This window comes from Microcystis aeruginosa FD4 (assembly GCF_009792235.1).
Lineage (GTDB): Bacteria > Cyanobacteriota > Cyanobacteriia > Cyanobacteriales > Microcystaceae > Microcystis > Microcystis viridis.
In genome coordinates this window covers 3,581,368-3,598,694 of the sequence record NZ_CP046973.1, presented here as the reverse complement: position 1 = coordinate 3,598,694, position 17,327 = coordinate 3,581,368, and the positions used below count along the sequence as shown (strand labels likewise).

Here is a 17,327-nt window from a genome sequence, read left to right as displayed (position 1 = left end):
TGCAAGCTTTTTTAAATTAATTAAGTTTAGCGAAAATCTCGGCAGAATCGATCGCTTCGTAGGGATAACCACTGGCATCTAAAAGGCTTTTTTCGGCGATTTCTCCTTCTTTAACGATAATTAAGCGGTTTTTGCCACCGTAGGCTTTAATTGTGACAATTTCTAAAGCAAATAACCCCGGGGAGAAACGGGGATTTAAGGCCCCATCGTACTCGAATTTACTCTGCATTAACTGCAAAGCATAGACGCTACTGCTATCAAAGGGTGCTGCATCTCCCATCGTTTTGGCCCGCAGCACTGGGATTAAATCGCCAAAGGGAATAGAAATCTTTTGCAGGATGCGATCAAGTGTATCAAAAGAATAACAGTAACCGATGCCGTCCCAACGTCCCTCACAACGCAGAATTAATTTATAGCGTTTTCCGTCCCCTTCTACCTGTAATTCTATTCCCTCGTAGTTAGATAAATTTAGGGGAGGATTCAGGTTTCTGGTACGAACTGAGGCAAAACCGCCGTTATTTTCGGTTCTAACGATACCGGAAAAGAGCGCTCGTCCTCCGGTTAGGGTTATCTGACTCTCACTCACTCCTCCCATTACCACATCATCCACCGCACCCCAGATTTCTTTTATATCACTGCTGGGATTGCTAAAGTCAAAGAGGGTTTTTTCGGCGTTTATCCCCGTATTTTTCAATAAATCGAGTAGATTAGCTAAACTATGGCGGTTATTCTCCCCTTGACAGTAGATAATTCTCTCAATCCCTGTGAATAATTGCGGGGTTTGCAGAGCAAATAAATCGACATTTTCAGCCAATAATTGACGTGCAGACTCGATATTATCGACTAAAGCGCGAATTTGATAGTTTTGCTGCTGTAGTTGCGGGATTACCTTTCTACCGATCGCATTTTCCCCACCAATGACTAATATAGTCTTCATCCCTGGCTCATTTGTTAGCTGATTTTTTTTATCTTCCCCGAAACCGAGCCGCTTTTGCAGACAACTCCATAGGGGAATACTATCAAAATAGTCTAGAGTTTGCCAAAATCTCTGAAAATCCCAGCTTTTTGACTCAGCCATAACTTTTCTCTCCTCAAAGGGACTGATCAAGTTAGTCTAACCAAACCAGCTTTAATCCTTGCCGCAAACGCTCGTTAATTTCTCTGAAAACCCCTATATATATTTAGGCACGGATTCCCATTATATAATAAGTATAAGTCAAGTCTTGGCTTTTGTCAAGCATTTTGGTTGAGATTCTTTAGTCTGGGAGAGTCTGTACGACGTGCGGCAAAGATTAGACAAGCTTGAATGTCGGCTAGTTCTAAATCGGGAAAGTCTTCTAAAATTTCAGTGATGCTGACGTTTTCAGCCAGCATTTCTAATATGTCTGTGACCCAGATCCGCATTCCACGAATACAAGGACGACCGCCACATTGTCCAGCAGTTTGAGTAATTCGATGTAGTAGTGGGTTGGTGGTTTTCATCGTTTTCTTATTCAGCTTATGTTAGGTAATTTAATTCTAATCAGTTGTCCTTCTATAGTTTCAAATTGAGAAAGATGATTGTCTATAGCTTGGGCAATTTTTTCCCAGTTAATGCTACTTCTACAAATCACAATGCCTTGATGTTGAGATGTTTGAGCGTGTAAACGAATAAAATCTCGGCGATTCATAGTTAATACGGCTCGATTAAGGCTAATTGCATAGTGCAGAACTTCAGAATCTGGAATTTTTTGCTCTGCTTTTCCTGCCTCTTGTACTGTCAAGATGTCATATCCTAAGGAACGCAAAATTCTGATAACAGGTAAGGGAAATTGCTCATCTGCATAGAGTTTTACCATTGTCTAATCAGCCTCGTTTTCCAGGATTGCTTTGGCAATTTCTTGGGGATGATTTTCGGCATATCTCCAAGCATTTGCCAGATCAACCGCGTTTAGGGTGGGATATGCCTCTAATATTTTTGCGTCGCTCAGTCCTTGTTGTTGGTAGCTGACTAATAGCCAAACCGGGATTCTGGTATTACGGATACAAGCATCACCACCACATACATTTAATGTTTTATCAATTGCTAATTCTGGGATGAGGATGATAATTTCTACTCGACTATTTTTGTTATTCATTAGCGGACTATCTAGGGTGATTTGTCCTTGTTCGTTAATGGTTGCCATTGCTTTAACTGCTTTCATGTTTTTTGGTTGAGATGTTAATCAATTTGTTGTTTGATTTTATTTAGCTTATGTCAGGTAAATAACCCTAATCAAAACTACACCAGACACAGAGTTTTTAATTCTTGTTTTCATTTTGTTTTCCTTACTACTCTATTTTAATCGCTTCATATTCCTCCTCTGTCATTGTCGTTTATCTCCACTGATAAACCATAAAAAAATATGTGTTTTTAGTAAAATTTTCATGGTTGAATGGGTAAGTGCCTAAGTCGAATTGAAACATCAGTTACAGAGATGATTAGACCATTAGTAAGTTCTGTGGCATGGTCATTTAAGATGGCTAACAAGCGACGGTTCACAACTTCTCGGCTTACATTCCCTAGACGAAATAAAATAACACTGGGTAAGCTGTCGCCACTAATTGCTAATAGTTGAGCAAAGTCTAAATCTACTGTAAGTAATATTCTTTCTTCTTGACGAGCTTTGTCTAAAATATTTTGGTCTGTCATCTTTTCTAGGTTTTCTTCAATCAGGTGGATTGCGTCATAGCCTTGTTCTCTCAAAAGTGCAATTGTGCGGGGAGAGATACCCATATCACCTAAAAACTTCATACTGCTTGGGTGTTTTGCCAAAAGATGACGCGCTCTTGGGTTAGCCAAGCTGCATATCTTAAAGCTTGTTGGATGTCTTCTGGTTCGAGATAGGGATAGTCTTCAATTATCTCAGTTGTTGATAAGCCATTGGCGATGAGGTTAATGATCACTGATACGGGTATCCGCATTCCACGAATACAAGCTTGACCTGCCATAATTTTAGGGTCAAAGGTAATGCGATCTAATCCTGCTATTGTTTTCATTTTGTTTTCCCTACTACTCTATTTTAATGGCTTTATATTCTGGATCAATGATTTTCACTTCATTATAGGTGAGTTGATAGAGTTTATAAACTAAGTGATCAATCGCTTTTTTTATAAGTTGATCATGGTTCAAGTAAATTGATTGGATAAGCTTTAACGGCTCCATCTACTGTTGCGATCGCTATATCGTTTTGTAAGGCTTGACAAATCAGCATTCTGTCAAAAGGATCACGATGTAAAGATGGAAGATTAGCTAGTTGACTTACACTAGCTTGATCGAGGTCAAGATTCAGAATTTGATGCCGATCACAGTGTCTCGGGAAATAGGTTGCAGGTGATTCTGGTAATGGTAATTTACCTAACTGATATTTAACAATTGCTTCCCAAGTTGACACAACACTTAGATAAATTTCGTTATCTAGGTCTTGAATCATTGCTTGCATATCTGTGGGAAGTCGTTGATCTCCACTGATAAACCATAAAAAAAAATGTGTGTCTAGTAAAATTTTCATTTTCCTTCAAAGGCATTTAAAATTTCTTCCTGGAGTGGTGCATCAAAGTCTTCGGGAACAACAAATTCTCCCGCACACAAACCAAATGGACGTAGTTTTTTAGTTTTTGGTGTTTCAGAATTTATTTGATCGATGAAGCTTAAAAAATCTGGAATATTCGATTCTTGAGTTTTTTCAAGAGATTCTTGTTGGGAAATTTCAGCAGTGCGAGCTTTGATGAATAACAGGAAGTTTAAAACTTCGTGAACTAAAAAATCTGGGGATTGATCGAGTTCTTCAATTAGTTTTTCTCTCTCTGACATGGGTTGGCTCCTATTGTATTTTTTGCTGCCATTTTTTTATATTACAAGCTTGATTCTATCCAAATATCAATATCTTTAGTATAGCATGGATGTCCATAAACTGCAACAGCATAACCACCGATAACCAGATATTTAACTTGGTTGTCGTTTAATAATTGTATAAACTCTTTGAAATCTTGGTTGAGCATTATATTTGTATTGGTGATATTCTTGGCGGATTTGTTCTAGTGCTTCTAGTCTTTTTTTGGGTGTTTGTTTTTGCCAATAGTGAAAGTCGCTAGTTTGTTGTTTTAGAGAGATTTTATTAACAGTTTTTTCCATGTTTTGAGTCTATTAATTCAACATTTATAATATATATGTGATGCAGATTCCCCTTCCCTGAATAAATAAAAACCACACTAGACCCAGATGTTTTTATTCTTGTTTTCATTTTGTTTTCCCTACTACTCTATTTTAATTGCTTCATATTCTTTCTCTGTTATTGTAAATTCTGGATCAATTATTTTTACTTCATCATAGGTGAGTTGATAAAGTTTGTAAACTAAGTTATCAATCTCTTTTTCTAATTCGCTTGTGTCCGCTTTAGGATTAGATTTTTTAGCCGTGAGAATTTGATCAATTTTAATTTCGATCTTCTTAACCAAAATTTTATCAGATATTTCAATAGGTAATTCCTGTAAAATTGTTGGCTTAATTTGGGCTAATGTTCGATTAGTTTCCATTGAAAGCAATCGATAAAAGTAAGTCAGCAGTTTGGAGTTTAAAATTCCCAATAAAAATTTATTAGAGCATTTTTCTTGATTGCTGGACATTAAATATAGTCCATCCGTTGGAAATATTTGATTATTATCCAAAGCAACAATAATTTTATCTCCAGTAATCACACCAATAATTTTTTCTGATTTTAGAAAAATTTCCTGATTTCTGGGACGATGCAAAGACCAAAAAGGATGTTTATTTTCTTTTACTTCTACACAAGTTATTTTATCTCTAAAAGATTGTAAATATTTAATTATTTGGGATATTGACTGAGGATTGTCTGTTTTTTTTGTATAGATAATTTTTTTGCCAATATCTTGTACTAAATATTGATTTATATCTCTCCCACCAGTGATAGTAGGAAAAATGAAGTTTTTTTCTAGACCAAAGTTATCGACAATATTTTCATCAACAATAAAAGCTTCTTTTAAATCAGGACTGACTCCTCTTTGAATTCCATCTTGATCTATTAAGTCTCTAAGTTTAATTTTCTTATATCTATTGATAATTTTGTATCCAATTAGGTTTTTAGTAGTAATGACTTGATTAGGAATTGTTTTTAAAAAAGATGTCTCTATTGGTATTAATAAATTGTGACTGAGACTATTAACACTATCATCAGAAGATTTTTGATATTCTCCTACCCAAGATATATTAGTAAATTTCGATGTCAGAAGTATAATGCAACATGGTCTAGCAACATCTTCAAAAATTCTATCTCCCAGATTAAAAGCTATCTCTAATTGGTGGTTTTTAAAAATTTTCTCTCGTAATTTTTCATTATCAACTTGATAGAGAATAACATCGGGGATAATTTGACAGATAAGACCATATTGCGATTTAAGGGAGAATGTCAAATTAACAAAAAACATGAAAGAATCTATCATTCTCACGATAATATCTGAATTTTTCTCTTTTATTTTGTTTAGATGTTTATTATCTATTTTTGCTCCCCAAGGAGGATTGCCAATCACCACATCAAAACCGAGAAAATTCCCCTTATCGTCTAGAACTTCGGGGAACTCAAAGCGCCATTCAAAAGCATGATGATAAATCTTACCACTCTCAATCTCCTCGATTTCCAGACGTAACTTATCAATCTCATTCCTTAACTGACTAATCTTCTTTTCCCGCGCTTTCCTTTCCTTAGCTGACTCCTCAAATAACAAAATTTGATTCTCCAGACTATATAAATCCGTTTCCAAACCGCGCAAGCGCTTTTTCTGGGGATTATCTCCCTGCAAAGTCTGACGGAAACTACCCTTAATCTCCTCTATCAATCTTTCCATCTCGCGCTTTTGCGACTTATCTTCCGCATTGCGATAGACTCTCACCGCATCCTTATAACTCTCGATACTTAAACGACTTTTGCGGGAAAAGATTTGTAAATCATTGGATAACCCAAACCGACTAATCAGAGAATTGCCAACCTTGATATTAATATCGATATTCGGTAGCGTCTCTAACTGGTTATCTGCTTTGTAGTAAGCATTCTTGAGTAACTCAATCCATAAACGCAACCGACAGATTTTCACCGAGTTGGGATTGATATCGACTCCAAACAGACAACCCTCAATCAGACGCTGTTTTTCCTGAAATAAAGTCTCCTGTACGCGCTGACTTTCTCGGTTGCGGGGATTATATTCAAATATATTCCCGTCATCATCGGTGACGATTAACTCATCGTTCACCACCTCAACCCGATAATCCCTGAGAGTTTTACCCTCTTTATCCACTAAAATCTGTAACTCACTCTTAATCGCGATTATCTCATTCAACCCAGAGACGAGAAAATGTCCCGAACCCACCGCAGGATCACAAATTTTGAGACTATTAATAATATCATTGGCTGCCGTTTTATCTTTGATGCGGTTATATACATCCTCGATACTCTGACAATCCCATCCCTGACTCTGGTTAAATTTCTCTATCACTGCGCGTCGAATCGTTTCCCGACACATATACATAGTGATGAAACCGGGGGTGAAAAAGGAACCATCCTTATATCCGTTGATTTTCTCAAAGATTAATCCCAACACTGACGCATTGATAAGAGTCTTATTGTCTTCCTGTATCGCTTCCCCACCTTCGCTGCTAAAATCGTAGGCGTTGAGAAACTCGAATAGGTATGCTAAAGCGTTGATTTCTCCTGTTCGCTTTTTCCCCTGACTATCCTTTAAGACTGTTCCCACAAAAATCTCTATATTCTCCGAACGCAGGTTACTGATAACTATGGTTGATTGTTCTAATTCCGTCGGTTCAAATAGAGAACTGTTGAGATAGGGAACCTGAGTATAGATATTCTGGATGTCTTTGCTTCTTTCTGACTGTTTTTTTGCTAAGACGCTGAAAAATAACCGATTTAAGTCGTCATAGTTGGCAACTTTGCTTAAATTGAGAAACCCTAAGGACTTATCCCCCCGATGATACCGAATTATCTGCGCTTCCAATAGCTTCAGGAACAGGATTCTATTTATCCAGGTTATCCCCAACTCTAAACCGATATTAAATAGTCTCTCCTCCTCCGTCTCCCCAAATTCTTCGGGATTGGGTAAACGAGAGATTTTATCTAAACTGTCCACTTGACTGATAGCGTTCTCTAGCAGCGAACCGGGTTGACGCGCTGCTGGTTGCAGACGTTGGATGAGTTTTTTCCCTCCCTCTTTTATCTCTGTCAACCCGTTGATATGCAGTAGTTCACTATAAAAGTTCTTGTCGAGACTGTTGCTATCGTTCGCAAAGGGGAGTTTTAAGAGGTGTTCGGGAGAAAAGATTTTATAGAGACTGATTAGCTGATGTTCATCCTCCCCGATGGTTTGGGAGTATTCCCGCAAGTCAAAATAGGTATATGTCAGGGAATCCAGTATTGAGTCAAGAAAAGGTTCTCCTATCTGTTTGTAGAAGAAGTCGGTGGTTTTTCCCGTTAGTCTCCCCGTCTCAAAGTCATTAAACTGTCTGACAAGTTCCTGATTTTGTGCGAATAGTCTCTCGAAGACATTCCCGTCGAAGATAAACCACTCATATATATTGGTTGCAATCAGGTGTTTTATCTCTAGGTTTTTCTCGGTTATTCTTTCCCGTAGGAAGTAGAGGAGTAATTCCTGTAATGCTTTACAGTTGAGTTTGTCTCTCCGCAGCATCTCGCTTTTATTGCTGGGTTTCTTGACTTCCAGTATTACCCCCACGGAATCCCGCGACTCTTTCCCATTATGGTTGACATCCTCACCGCCGTAAACGGACGGTGATTCCCAAACCTCACGATTTAGGTTTCTGCTTCTTTCCCTTGCGGGGTTCCGCACCTGCCTTAACAGATTTACTCTGTTCTGGTCTTATGGTCGCTCTACAGACTGACACCGCAAGTCCTGCGGCCAAAATGTTTTTACTAGCGTTAATATCTCGGTCATGGTGCGTCCCACAGTCTGGACAATCCCACTCTCGAACATTTAACGGCATCTTCTCAGCAATATACCCACAATTACTACACCGCTTAGAACTGGGAAACCATCTATCTACTTCGATGTAATTTCTCCCATACCAACGGCATTTATAGGCTAATTGTCGAGTTATTTCTCCCCAACTAACGTCAGATATTGCCTGAGATAATTTCGGGTTTTTGACCATATTCTTGACGGCTAAATTCTCAACCACAATCGTTTGGTTTTCACGAACTAATTGAGTGGTTAGCTTATGTAAATGGTCTTTTCTACTATCAGTAATTTGAGCGTGAATCCTAGCTACTTTGATTCTCGCCTTTTCTCGATTCTTTGAGCCTTTCTGTTTTCTAGAAAGGCTTTTTTGGGCCTTTCGCAGTCTCTGATAATGCTTTTTAAAATGCTTAGGATTAGATACTTTATCGCCGTCGCTGGTAATCACGAGGCTACTAATTCCTAAGTCAATTCCGATGGCTTTATCTGTTACTGGTAATGGCTTAATCCTTGGGTCATCAAATCTAATTGAGATATGCCAGCGTCCTGAGGGATGTAATCTGACTGTTACTGTGCTTGGTTCACAAGCTTCTGGTATTTGTCTTGACCATCGAATAGGTAAAGGTTCTGTGCATTTGGCTAAATAGATTTGTTTGTCTTTGAACTTAAAAGCAGATTTGCTAAATTCGGCACTTCCTCCTTGATGTTTTTTCTTAAAGTTAGGATACTTAGTACGACCAGCAAAGAAGTTAGTAAAAGCTGTTTGTAAATGTCTTAACCCTTGTTGCAAAGGTACACAGCTTACTTCATTGAGAAAGTCTAATTCTTCTTGTTTTTTCCAATCGGTTAGCATTGAAGAAGTTTGAGCATATCCTACTCTTTCTTGTCTTTCGTACCATGCTTGTGTTCGTTCGTGGAGAGCTTTATTGTAAACTAATCTTACACAGCCCAAAGTGCGCCGCAATAGCGACTCTTGTTCGGGTGTGGGGTAAAATCGAAACGAGTAGGCTTTTTCCATGTCTCACATTTTAGCATATATTTCGTAAATGTGTTAATATTTAACAGTAAAGCCGTCGTAGAACGACGGGGTTTCAGACCCAAATTTTCGATGAAATGTTGGGGACTATAGTAGCTGTGTTTGAGAAAGTCTGCAAGCAGGTTTTTATGGAACTCCTCTGATTCTGTCTCGTTGATACTTCCCAAGAGTTGTCTGAGGTGACTTTGAAACTTCTCTACCTGACTCCGATTCGGTTTGACTCTCAGAAATGTTTTGTTTAATGCTTGTCGGGGAGAGAAATTTTCCGTCTTCATACCTTATATCCCTATTCCTACCCATCCCGGTTTTTCAGGCTATTTTTTTCTCTCTTATCTTTGCTCAAAAACCCTATATATATGGGCGCACGGATTCCCATTATACATAAAGTATATGTCAAGTCTCGCCATTTGTCAAGGGTTTTGAGCAAAAAAATCGAGCCGATTTTAGCTCCATCAGCAGTCAGCTTTGAATTCTGTCTCGTTGATACTCCCCAAGAGTTGTAGTCAGTCCCGATGAAAAAATTTTCACCCCCACAGATGAAAGAGGTTTCCTTTCCTACACCCCACACCCCACACCCTCTTTCAAGTCAGGTGACTTTGAAACTTCTCTACCTGACTCCGATTCGGTTTGACTCTCAGAAATGTTTTGTTTAATGCTTGTCGGGGAGAGAAATTTTCCGTCTTCATACCTTATATCCCTATTCCTACCCAACCCGGTTTTTCAGGCTATTTTTTTCTCTCTTATCTTCCCTCAAAAACCCTATATATATGGGCGCACGGATTCCCATTATACATAAAGTATATGTCAAGTCTCGTGATTTGTCAAGGGTTTTGAGCAAAAAAATCGAGCCGATTTTAGCTCCATCAGCAGTCAGCTTTGAATCAGTTATCAGATGTGAGTTTTCAGTTCACTGTTTACATTTTTAGTCCACTTCAGAGCTTGTAAATCCATGTCAATATCTCTAAATAAAACTATAAGTTAAAGTTGATCGCGATGACGGCGATCGGCGATAAAAGACTCCACCAATTTAACATCTTCGACACTACCGATCACTAAAGGTGTGCGGGTGTGTAATTTATCGGGAACGATATCTAAAAGATTTGTCACCCCATCACTAGCTTTACCTCCTGCCTGTTCAATTAAAAAAGCAAGGGGGGCAGTTTCATAAATTAAGCGCAATTTTCCCTGGGGATTTTTAACAGTACCCGGATAGAGAAAAACTCCACCCTGCATTAAAATTCGATGGATATCTCCCACTAATGCCCCACTGTAACGGGCCGTGTAACCATCATGACGGTGGACATAACGGGTATAGTCACGAATTGCCTCATCCCACTGCCAAAAATTGCCCTCATTGGTACTATAAATCGGACCGTGATCAGGGATAATAATATTCTCTTGGGCGAGGATAAATTCCCCTAAACTGGGGTCAAGGACAAAGGCATGAACACCGCGACCGATCGAATAAACTAAAATAGTCGAAGGTCCGTAGAGAATATAACCGGCGGCGATTTGTTGACGACCATTTTGCAGTAAATCCCGGGCCTCTCCGTCTAAATCATTGTCTTCCTGTTGCCGGATGGCAAAAATCGAACCGACATTAAGATTAATATCCACATTGGAAGAACCATCGATCGGGTCGTAGAGTAGGGTATAGCGACCAATAGGGCAGTTTTCTGGAATATAATAGGGTTTATCCATTTCCTCGGAAGCAAGACGGCAAACTAAACCACTTTGCTTAAAAACCGAGATAAATACTTCATTGGCAAAAACGTCCATTTTCTTGACTGATTCTCCTTGGACGTTGGTTTCTCCCGTAAAACCTAGCACATCCGCCATTAATCCCGCTTTACTAAGACGACGGGCAATTAATTTCCCCGCTAGGGCAATTCGACTCATAATTGCGCTTAAATCCTGCGCGTCGGGGGAAAAGCTTTGTAATTGTTGCAGGACGTGACGGGAGAGGGTGGTACAATCTCGATCGAGGCTATGTTCGGGGATAGAAAAGGGAATATTGCTAACCATAACTGTAATTGCCAGTAATAAAGTAAAAAAGGGAAACTCGTCTAGTCTCAATTTTGACTATGGTTTGATCCTAGCCAAAATTTTCCCTATTGCGGGCTAATTTTTAGATCAGTTTTAGAGTTGGCTAATTTTTCCCTCATTGATCATTAAATTTTGGTCAATAGTTGCCCTCTCAATTTAAGTCGATGGGGATACACCGGGCAAGCGTTTATATTTCAAGTAATAGGCAAAACCTGTTATTAAAACAATAACTATTGTGCCGATACCTAAATAGTTAGGAACCCAAAAAGCTGCCGCAATGGTGTTAATTTCTCCTGGTTTTAAATGCCAAATTAACTGCTCATCAACTTGTTCTACCGGGGGATTTAATCCTGAGTCATCTTCAATATTTTGACCAGCTAAGGGAGTCTTTAAAGCGAAGTCGATAGCGACTAAAGAACCGGGGCTAACGATAATATTTCCCTGTTCAGAAAGTACACCTAAAGCCCGCAGATCAACGGTTAACTTTAAGTTTTTCTGGCTCAAAAAGAACCAATCTCGTTCTGTAACTGCCAGTTTTGAATCCAGTTGTAGTAACTTGAGATCATCGGTATCAGCGGAATTTTTGATTTTAAAGGAAGAACTAGGATCAAAAAATTGATTGAATTTTTCCTCTAATTCCTGACTATTACTAAAGGGAATAGTGACAATTATTTCTCGTTCGGAAATATGAGCGGTTTTACCCTTAAGTAATTTTGCCCTCTGTTCGATACTATTTAACCATTTAGTGGCTTCGGTTTGACTGAGACTGGTTAAACGTTGTCCGAGGGTGATATGTTGAATAATTTCCCCGTGGTGTTGGTGGGGAAAATTAATGCCCACATCGTAACGGACACAGCCAGTTAAAAAGAGAAAAAGACCGCATAAAAAGGGCAGAATAAAGCGGTTTTTCCCGATTTTTTCGGTGGTTGGTTGATTCATAATTAATCTTCTTCTAAGTCGTCATAACTTGCTGAACTGCCACCGCTAACCGTAACTAGATCGATTTGCTGACGATAATAGTCTACATCTTTTACTTCCACTTCTACCTCATCACCGAGACGATAGGCAACGCGATTTTTCCGTCCTACCAAACAGCTATGACGGGCGCGATATTCGTACCAATCATCCTTGAGAGAAGAAACATGAACCAACCCTTCCACTAATAAATCGGAAATTTCCACGAAGAAACCATAGGATTGTACACCGGTAATTAAGCCGCGAAAAACTTGACCCATTCTTTCTTTCATTTTCTCGGCTTTTTTCAATCCTTCTAGGTCTTTTTCCGCATCTTCAGCAATTTTTGAGCGATCATTGAGATGGGAAACAATTAGGTGGCTTTCTTCTTCTAACTCCTCCTGAATTTGACTTGGTAGAATATTCCAATTAATCTGTCCATGACAGCTATTACTGCCCAAATTAACCCCGACTTTGACGATTTTGCTGCGGCGATCTTTCCCCTCTGTTAATAGGATTTTTAACACCCGTTGTACCCAAAGATCGGCATATCTTTGCAGAGGTGATAGACAGTGGGTATAATTGCCAGGATAGGCCAAACCAAAATGGGGTAAAGGATGGCTGCTATATCTAACCAATTTGAGAGTTTCTTGCAGGAGATAATTGAGGACTTTCACCGATGTGGAAGCGGAAAAAATGCGGGTGAGATTTTGATAGTCATTGGGTTTAATCTCCTCCTCGGCAGTTAAATTTAATTCTGCCCCTAAATTATTGGCTAATTTGAGTAAATCCTCCAATTCATCCCAATCCGGTTCCGATTGTCCACAGTAGATACAGGGTAAGTGTAAAGCTTGCAAATGTTCAGCGACGACTTTGCCGGCTAAAATTGCCACTTCTGTCAGTAAAGAACGGGCCGGTAAATTATTAGAAGCGAGAACAGTCCCCCCCCGTCCTTCGTCTTTGTAGGGAGAGATTTTGTCTAATTGAATATCAAAACTACCCCGCTGCAGACGTTGGGATTTTAGGGTGGGGCAAACGCTAAAAAATAAATCTTTCAGGGTTTCAACGGTATCGGTGGGGGCAGCTTCGCTATCTTCTTCACTGAGCAGATCGCGCACCTGTTGATAGGTAAAATGTTGATCCACTTGGATGAGGCTGCGGGTGATTTCGTACTCCACTAGCTCCCCCTTGTCATCGAGGGTGACGAGGATCGAAATAGCGGGGCGCTGTTCTTGCGGTGACAGGGAACAACGACTGGTAACGGCAGCCGGGACTAATGGCAGCACTTTTTCGCCTAAATAGACGGCTGTTCCCCGTTTTTTGGCGACTTTATCCAATAATCCCCCCCGTTCAATGTAACGGACTACATCGCTGATATGAATGGCGACTCGCCAGCGATTTTGGTTGATTTTCTCTAAAGAAAAGGCATTTTCAATGATTGGGGGATAATCCAGGGGGTTGTCATCTTCGATGGTAAAGGTGAAGAGTGGGGTTAAATCTCGCAGTTGTTCTTTTTCGCCACTATCGAAGAAATCCGCTAAATTATCAGCAATTTCGAGGGCTTCCGGCGGAAAATTATGGGGTAGATCGTGTTTACAGGAGACGATATCCGTGTCGGCAGCGGCCTCGGCCGTGGAACCGAGAATGCGAGTAACTTTACCGATGGGAGGCATTTCCCCTAGGGGATAACGGAGGACGGAAACATGAACGAGGTAATCGATATTTTCTTGGAGATTTTGACCATTTTCGAGGAGATTAAGCGTAAATTTCAGGCGATCATCGAGGGGAACCGCCACAAACTGCTCATTTTCCTGTTTTACTTGCGCTAGAAGCGAAGGGTTAGCTCGTTCGAGAATTAATCTCACCTCTCCCTCTGGGGAACGACGACGGGTTCCCTCGCGGATGATTTTGACTAAAACTCGATCGCCATTCCAAGCGTTACTGAGATGATTTTTCGAGACGTAGATGTCATCAGCATCTTCGCTATCTTGGATAGCAAAGCAAAATTCTTTACTGGAACAGCGCAGCTTTGCTTCTACGACATTTTCCTCGATCACACGACGATAGCGCCCGCGTTCTTTGACAACCATTCCCAGACGTTCTAAAGCATCGAGAATCACTTGCAATTTTTCGCAGCTTTCGGGATCGTCTTCGCAGCCCAGTTTTTTTTCGAGAATTTTACCCGTAGCTAATTTATCATCACTAAGATGAGAGAGGAGTGTGGCGATCGAGAAGTCCATCTAACAATAATCCTTACTTACAAGACACTGACGGAATCGTGAATAATTAAGTTTAAATACTTAATAATGAGAAGATTGATTTAAACCATTGACTCCAGAGATTATCTCTGTCGGGGTAATTGCGATCGCTGGTGGTGACAGTGAAGGTAAACTGAGCAAGCATCGAACACCCGAACCTACCGAAGAGAATTATCGAATCCTTCCTTAGGATAAACCAATAGCGAACACCGGCAAACTTTTTGGCGATCGCTAGTCTTTCTGGCAGAAGCTTCAGCCTAGTAGAATCTTGTTACTGTGGGCAAGGCTAATCCTAGAACTGAAAATTTTATCTAACCTTTAATCGTAGCAAGAACTTGCTACATTTTTCCAGAATTGCGATAGAGTATTCTAATATAAGTACAAAAGAACTCGAAAAAGTCACCATGTTGCAAAAGTTACGCCAACGTTACCCCCAAGTTGCCCTGATTAGTGAGTTAGTTCAAATCGATCACGGCAAGTATATTGTGAAAGCGATCGTCGAAATTGAGGGAAAAACGGTCGTTACAGGTTTAGCTGCGGCAGATACGGTGGAAATCGCCGAAGATAGAGCCAGAGAACGGGCTTTACTGCTTTTAGAGGCTGAAAGCACCCCCGATCTCCAGCTTGTGGAAAAAATCAGCCCCAATAATATTTCTCTACCGGAAGATTTACCTAAACCCGTCGCTAGTGCCAAAAAATCGACCAAAACGGCTAAAGTCACTGAAATACCTCGTCCTGAAGCTAAAATTGAGCCGGAATTACCTCAAGTTAAGGATATTCCCCCAGCCAAAATTGAACCGGAATTACCTCAAGTTAAGGATATTCCCCCGGCTAAAATTGAACCAGAATTACCCCAAGTTAAGGATATTCCTTTACCAGAACCAGAGCCTTTATTATTAGAAATGGAAACCGATAATTACTCCTTATTATCAGAATTGCCAGAAGAAGCGAGTTTAACTGAAGAAGAAACACCGGCACCGGCACCAGTTGTTGTTATTCCCGAAGAAATCGATTATTCAGTGCTTAAAACTAAAATTGATGTGGAGATGAAACGATTAGCTTGGACTACAGAAAAAGGTCGGGAATACCTGATTTCTACCTATGGCAAAAAGTCCCGTTTACTACTAACTAATGAGGAGTTATTAGAATTCTATAACTACTTATCTAGTATCAGTGCCTAATCACTAAACCTGCTGCATAAATCAAAAATCTTCCGTTAAGTGAGGAGTCTCCGAACCAGTATTCTCCGAGTCAGGAGAAGCAGAAAGAAATAGATTATTTCCTAGCAGTAGAAAAGCGATCTTTTTCTGGAAAATGCGATTAAAAACTCACTTTTGCGGGAGATATAATAAAAAAGGAAGCTATTAGCTGCCAGTATTTTTCTCCCTATCTCACTGATAACTGATAACTGAATTAGTTTCTTACTGCTTCTGTTTCCGCTTCTTTGGGAACAACAACTGGCAATCCGTTGACTGTTTCGATTTGATAGATAACGCGACTTAATTGGGAAGGACAACAGAGAGGATCCGTGTCTTTATAGCGATTAAAAACCACAATAATTCGATCGCTATTTTGTAAAACAATTCTCTGAGATGCACCATCAGTGCGGGAATCCATCGGTCGCGGGGAAAGAGTGCCAGCGAATTTACCATCGACAAAAACAAAGTCTTGATAACCCATCGGTCGGCACATTCCATCCACTCCACTCATGGCCGAAATAACGCTAGTTTTCCCATAGGTTTGCACGGCCCCGTACAGTAACCATCCTGCTTTATTAAGAGCTTGATCATTGGCAGTAATTGCCGGACGAACCTGTTCACGACACTGGTTATCGATCACGGTTTTAACGGGAGATTTGGGTATAGGAGACTTGGCTTTATTCCAATTAGTTAACGGTCGATCAAACCAAGATCGCGGAGTCTCTTTTTCTGGGGTTTGGCTAATAACTTCTAATAGCTTCCATGTTTCCAAATTTTGATTAGTAGCTGGATTGGATACGGTTTCAATGCTAACTTTAATTTGATATAAAAATCCAGGTTTATAATCAAATCCCTCGATAGTATTAGCGAACAATCGCCAGTTTTCCTCTGGTTTTTCTCGCATCTGTAAACAGTCTTTGGTTGTGCCTTGGCTACAGGGTTGTTTCCTAGAATTGATATAAATTGTCTTTTCCGTGCGCGTGGTGGTCGGTGCGGGGGTAAAAGTGAGGATTCCTAAACCTTCGGGAGTACGATAAAATAATTGTAAATCGCCTTTAGCTGTCACTTGGAATTGTTCCACTCCTTGCAGGGCAGCGAGATATTGATTTTCTTGTTTCATCTGCGGTTCCGGACAAGCTTTTTTGGTAGTAGCGATCGCTTGGTTAACCTTGAGCGTGTCATTATTGACTTGATAGCCGGTATTATACTGGTTGCATCCGGCCGAACCACTGAGGATATTTTTCTGGAAAGCGGCAGTAATTTCCGTTTCTTTGACCAAACTTCCGGCTGTCCATCCCCTTAGTTTCCATCGAGTCCCCTCCAAAGGGGAACTATTAGCGATCGCCGCTTGCCCCGCTAAAGCACAACTTAGGGCAATTGTCAAGAAAATTCCCGTTTTTTTGGCGTTCAAAATTGCTATTCTCCTCGTCAAAGCAACAATTCTATTATGGCGTGGGGTAAACGACTGAGTGGTTAGGATAATTTTTCGGATTTCTCTTTCTGACCATCCCGTGACGGATTAAGAGAGAACAAGTTCCCGCAAACCTTAACCCAGTCAGAAAGTCAACGTTGTCATTAGCTCTCCTGCAAAAATCAAAAATCTTCCGTTAGGTAAGGAGACGGTCGACTCCGAGACAGGAGTAGAAAAAAGACAAGAGACAACTATCCTATCCATAAAACCTGAGATTATGTCCAATTTATCGGAGCTTCTAGATATTTTGACTCGATAGCGCCTCGATAACTTACTTTTGCAGGAGGTCTATTAATCACTTTTTGCCATTTGAGGGCAAAAAATTGATCCGAGTTCACCTTAAGCAG

General features: G+C 40.1%; 16 protein-coding genes and 2 pseudogenes. 1 reads left to right on the top strand and 17 read right to left on the bottom strand.

The features are described from left to right. Positions 1–16 precede the first annotated feature (16 nt). The 16 genes and pseudogenes from GQR42_RS18010 to GQR42_RS17940 form a co-directional block, all read right to left on the bottom strand. Complete coding sequence (locus tag GQR42_RS18010; protein WP_158200997.1) at positions 17–1,078, bottom strand: CIA30 family protein; 1,062 nt, start codon at positions 1,076–1,078, stop codon at positions 17–19. Positions 1,079–1,233: 155 nt separating this feature from the next. Then, entirely contained in the window at positions 1,234–1,482 is a 249-nt protein-coding gene (locus GQR42_RS18005; protein ID WP_158200996.1) for a DUF433 domain-containing protein, read from the bottom strand. A gap of 11 nt (positions 1,483–1,493) precedes the next feature. Next, positions 1,494–1,838 carry a DUF5615 family PIN-like protein gene (locus GQR42_RS18000; RefSeq protein ID WP_158200995.1) on the bottom strand — a complete coding sequence of 115 codons (345 nt, stop codon included), beginning with the start codon at positions 1,836–1,838 and terminating at the stop codon, positions 1,494–1,496. Positions 1,839–1,841: 3 nt separating this feature from the next. After that, positions 1,842–2,183: a DUF433 domain-containing protein gene (locus GQR42_RS17995; protein WP_233271062.1), complete on the bottom strand. Its 342-nt coding sequence runs from the start codon at positions 2,181–2,183 to the stop codon at positions 1,842–1,844. Between the two features lie 221 nt (positions 2,184–2,404). Next, positions 2,405–2,773, bottom strand: a complete 369-nt coding sequence (locus tag GQR42_RS17990) for a DUF5615 family PIN-like protein (RefSeq protein ID WP_158200994.1) — start codon at positions 2,771–2,773, stop codon at positions 2,405–2,407. Continuing rightward, complete coding sequence (locus tag GQR42_RS17985; RefSeq protein WP_158200993.1) at positions 2,770–3,018, bottom strand: DUF433 domain-containing protein; 249 nt, start codon at positions 3,016–3,018, stop codon at positions 2,770–2,772. The genes GQR42_RS17990 and GQR42_RS17985 overlap by 4 nt, the downstream gene beginning before the upstream one ends. A gap of 122 nt (positions 3,019–3,140) precedes the next feature. Continuing rightward, on the bottom strand, positions 3,141–3,530 hold the full coding sequence (locus tag GQR42_RS17980) for a type II toxin-antitoxin system VapC family toxin (RefSeq protein WP_158200992.1): 390 nt from the start codon (positions 3,528–3,530) through the stop codon (positions 3,141–3,143). Beyond that, positions 3,527–3,832 (bottom strand): DUF2281 domain-containing protein, encoded by a 306-nt coding sequence (locus GQR42_RS17975; RefSeq protein ID WP_158200991.1) that lies wholly within the window; start codon positions 3,830–3,832, stop codon positions 3,527–3,529. The genes GQR42_RS17980 and GQR42_RS17975 overlap by 4 nt, the downstream gene beginning before the upstream one ends. A gap of 132 nt (positions 3,833–3,964) precedes the next feature. Further along, positions 3,965–4,153, bottom strand: a complete 189-nt coding sequence (locus tag GQR42_RS17970) for a hypothetical protein (protein ID WP_158200990.1) — start codon at positions 4,151–4,153, stop codon at positions 3,965–3,967. A 122-nt stretch (positions 4,154–4,275) separates the two neighbouring features. Next, entirely contained in the window at positions 4,276–7,890 is a 3,615-nt protein-coding gene (locus GQR42_RS17965; RefSeq protein WP_233271061.1) for a type IIG restriction enzyme/methyltransferase, read from the bottom strand. Then, positions 7,847–9,034, bottom strand: coding sequence for an RNA-guided endonuclease InsQ/TnpB family protein (locus GQR42_RS17960; RefSeq protein ID WP_158200989.1), 1,188 nt, complete (start codon positions 9,032–9,034; stop codon positions 7,847–7,849). The genes GQR42_RS17965 and GQR42_RS17960 overlap by 44 nt, the downstream gene beginning before the upstream one ends. Before the next feature lie 77 nt (positions 9,035–9,111). Continuing rightward, a pseudogene (locus tag GQR42_RS30080) lies at positions 9,112–9,327 on the bottom strand (DUF7149 domain-containing protein); the annotation flags it as partial. A 312-nt stretch (positions 9,328–9,639) separates the two neighbouring features. Continuing rightward, positions 9,640–9,738: pseudogene (locus tag GQR42_RS30305) on the bottom strand (type II restriction endonuclease); the annotation flags it as partial. A gap of 292 nt (positions 9,739–10,030) precedes the next feature. Beyond that, complete coding sequence (fbp, locus tag GQR42_RS17950; RefSeq protein WP_158202512.1) at positions 10,031–11,077, bottom strand: class 1 fructose-bisphosphatase; 1,047 nt, start codon at positions 11,075–11,077, stop codon at positions 10,031–10,033. A 177-nt stretch (positions 11,078–11,254) separates the two neighbouring features. Further along, entirely contained in the window at positions 11,255–12,037 is a 783-nt protein-coding gene (locus GQR42_RS17945) for a DUF3153 domain-containing protein (RefSeq protein WP_158200987.1), read from the bottom strand. Between the two features lie 2 nt (positions 12,038–12,039). Beyond that, on the bottom strand, positions 12,040–14,292 hold the full coding sequence (locus GQR42_RS17940) for a ribonuclease R family protein (RefSeq protein ID WP_158200986.1): 2,253 nt from the start codon (positions 14,290–14,292) through the stop codon (positions 12,040–12,042). Positions 14,293–14,714: 422 nt separating this feature from the next. Between GQR42_RS17940 and GQR42_RS17935 the strand changes: the two genes are divergently transcribed. Further along, positions 14,715–15,491, top strand: a complete 777-nt coding sequence (locus tag GQR42_RS17935; protein WP_158200985.1) for a hypothetical protein — start codon at positions 14,715–14,717, stop codon at positions 15,489–15,491. 232 nt (positions 15,492–15,723) lie between these two features. Here GQR42_RS17935 and GQR42_RS17930 read toward each other — a convergent pair whose 3' ends face one another. Continuing rightward, a complete protein-coding gene (locus tag GQR42_RS17930; RefSeq protein WP_158200984.1) occupies positions 15,724–16,920 on the bottom strand; it encodes an META domain-containing protein in 1,197 nt (398 codons plus the stop codon). Between the last annotated feature and the right edge of the window lie 407 nt (positions 16,921–17,327).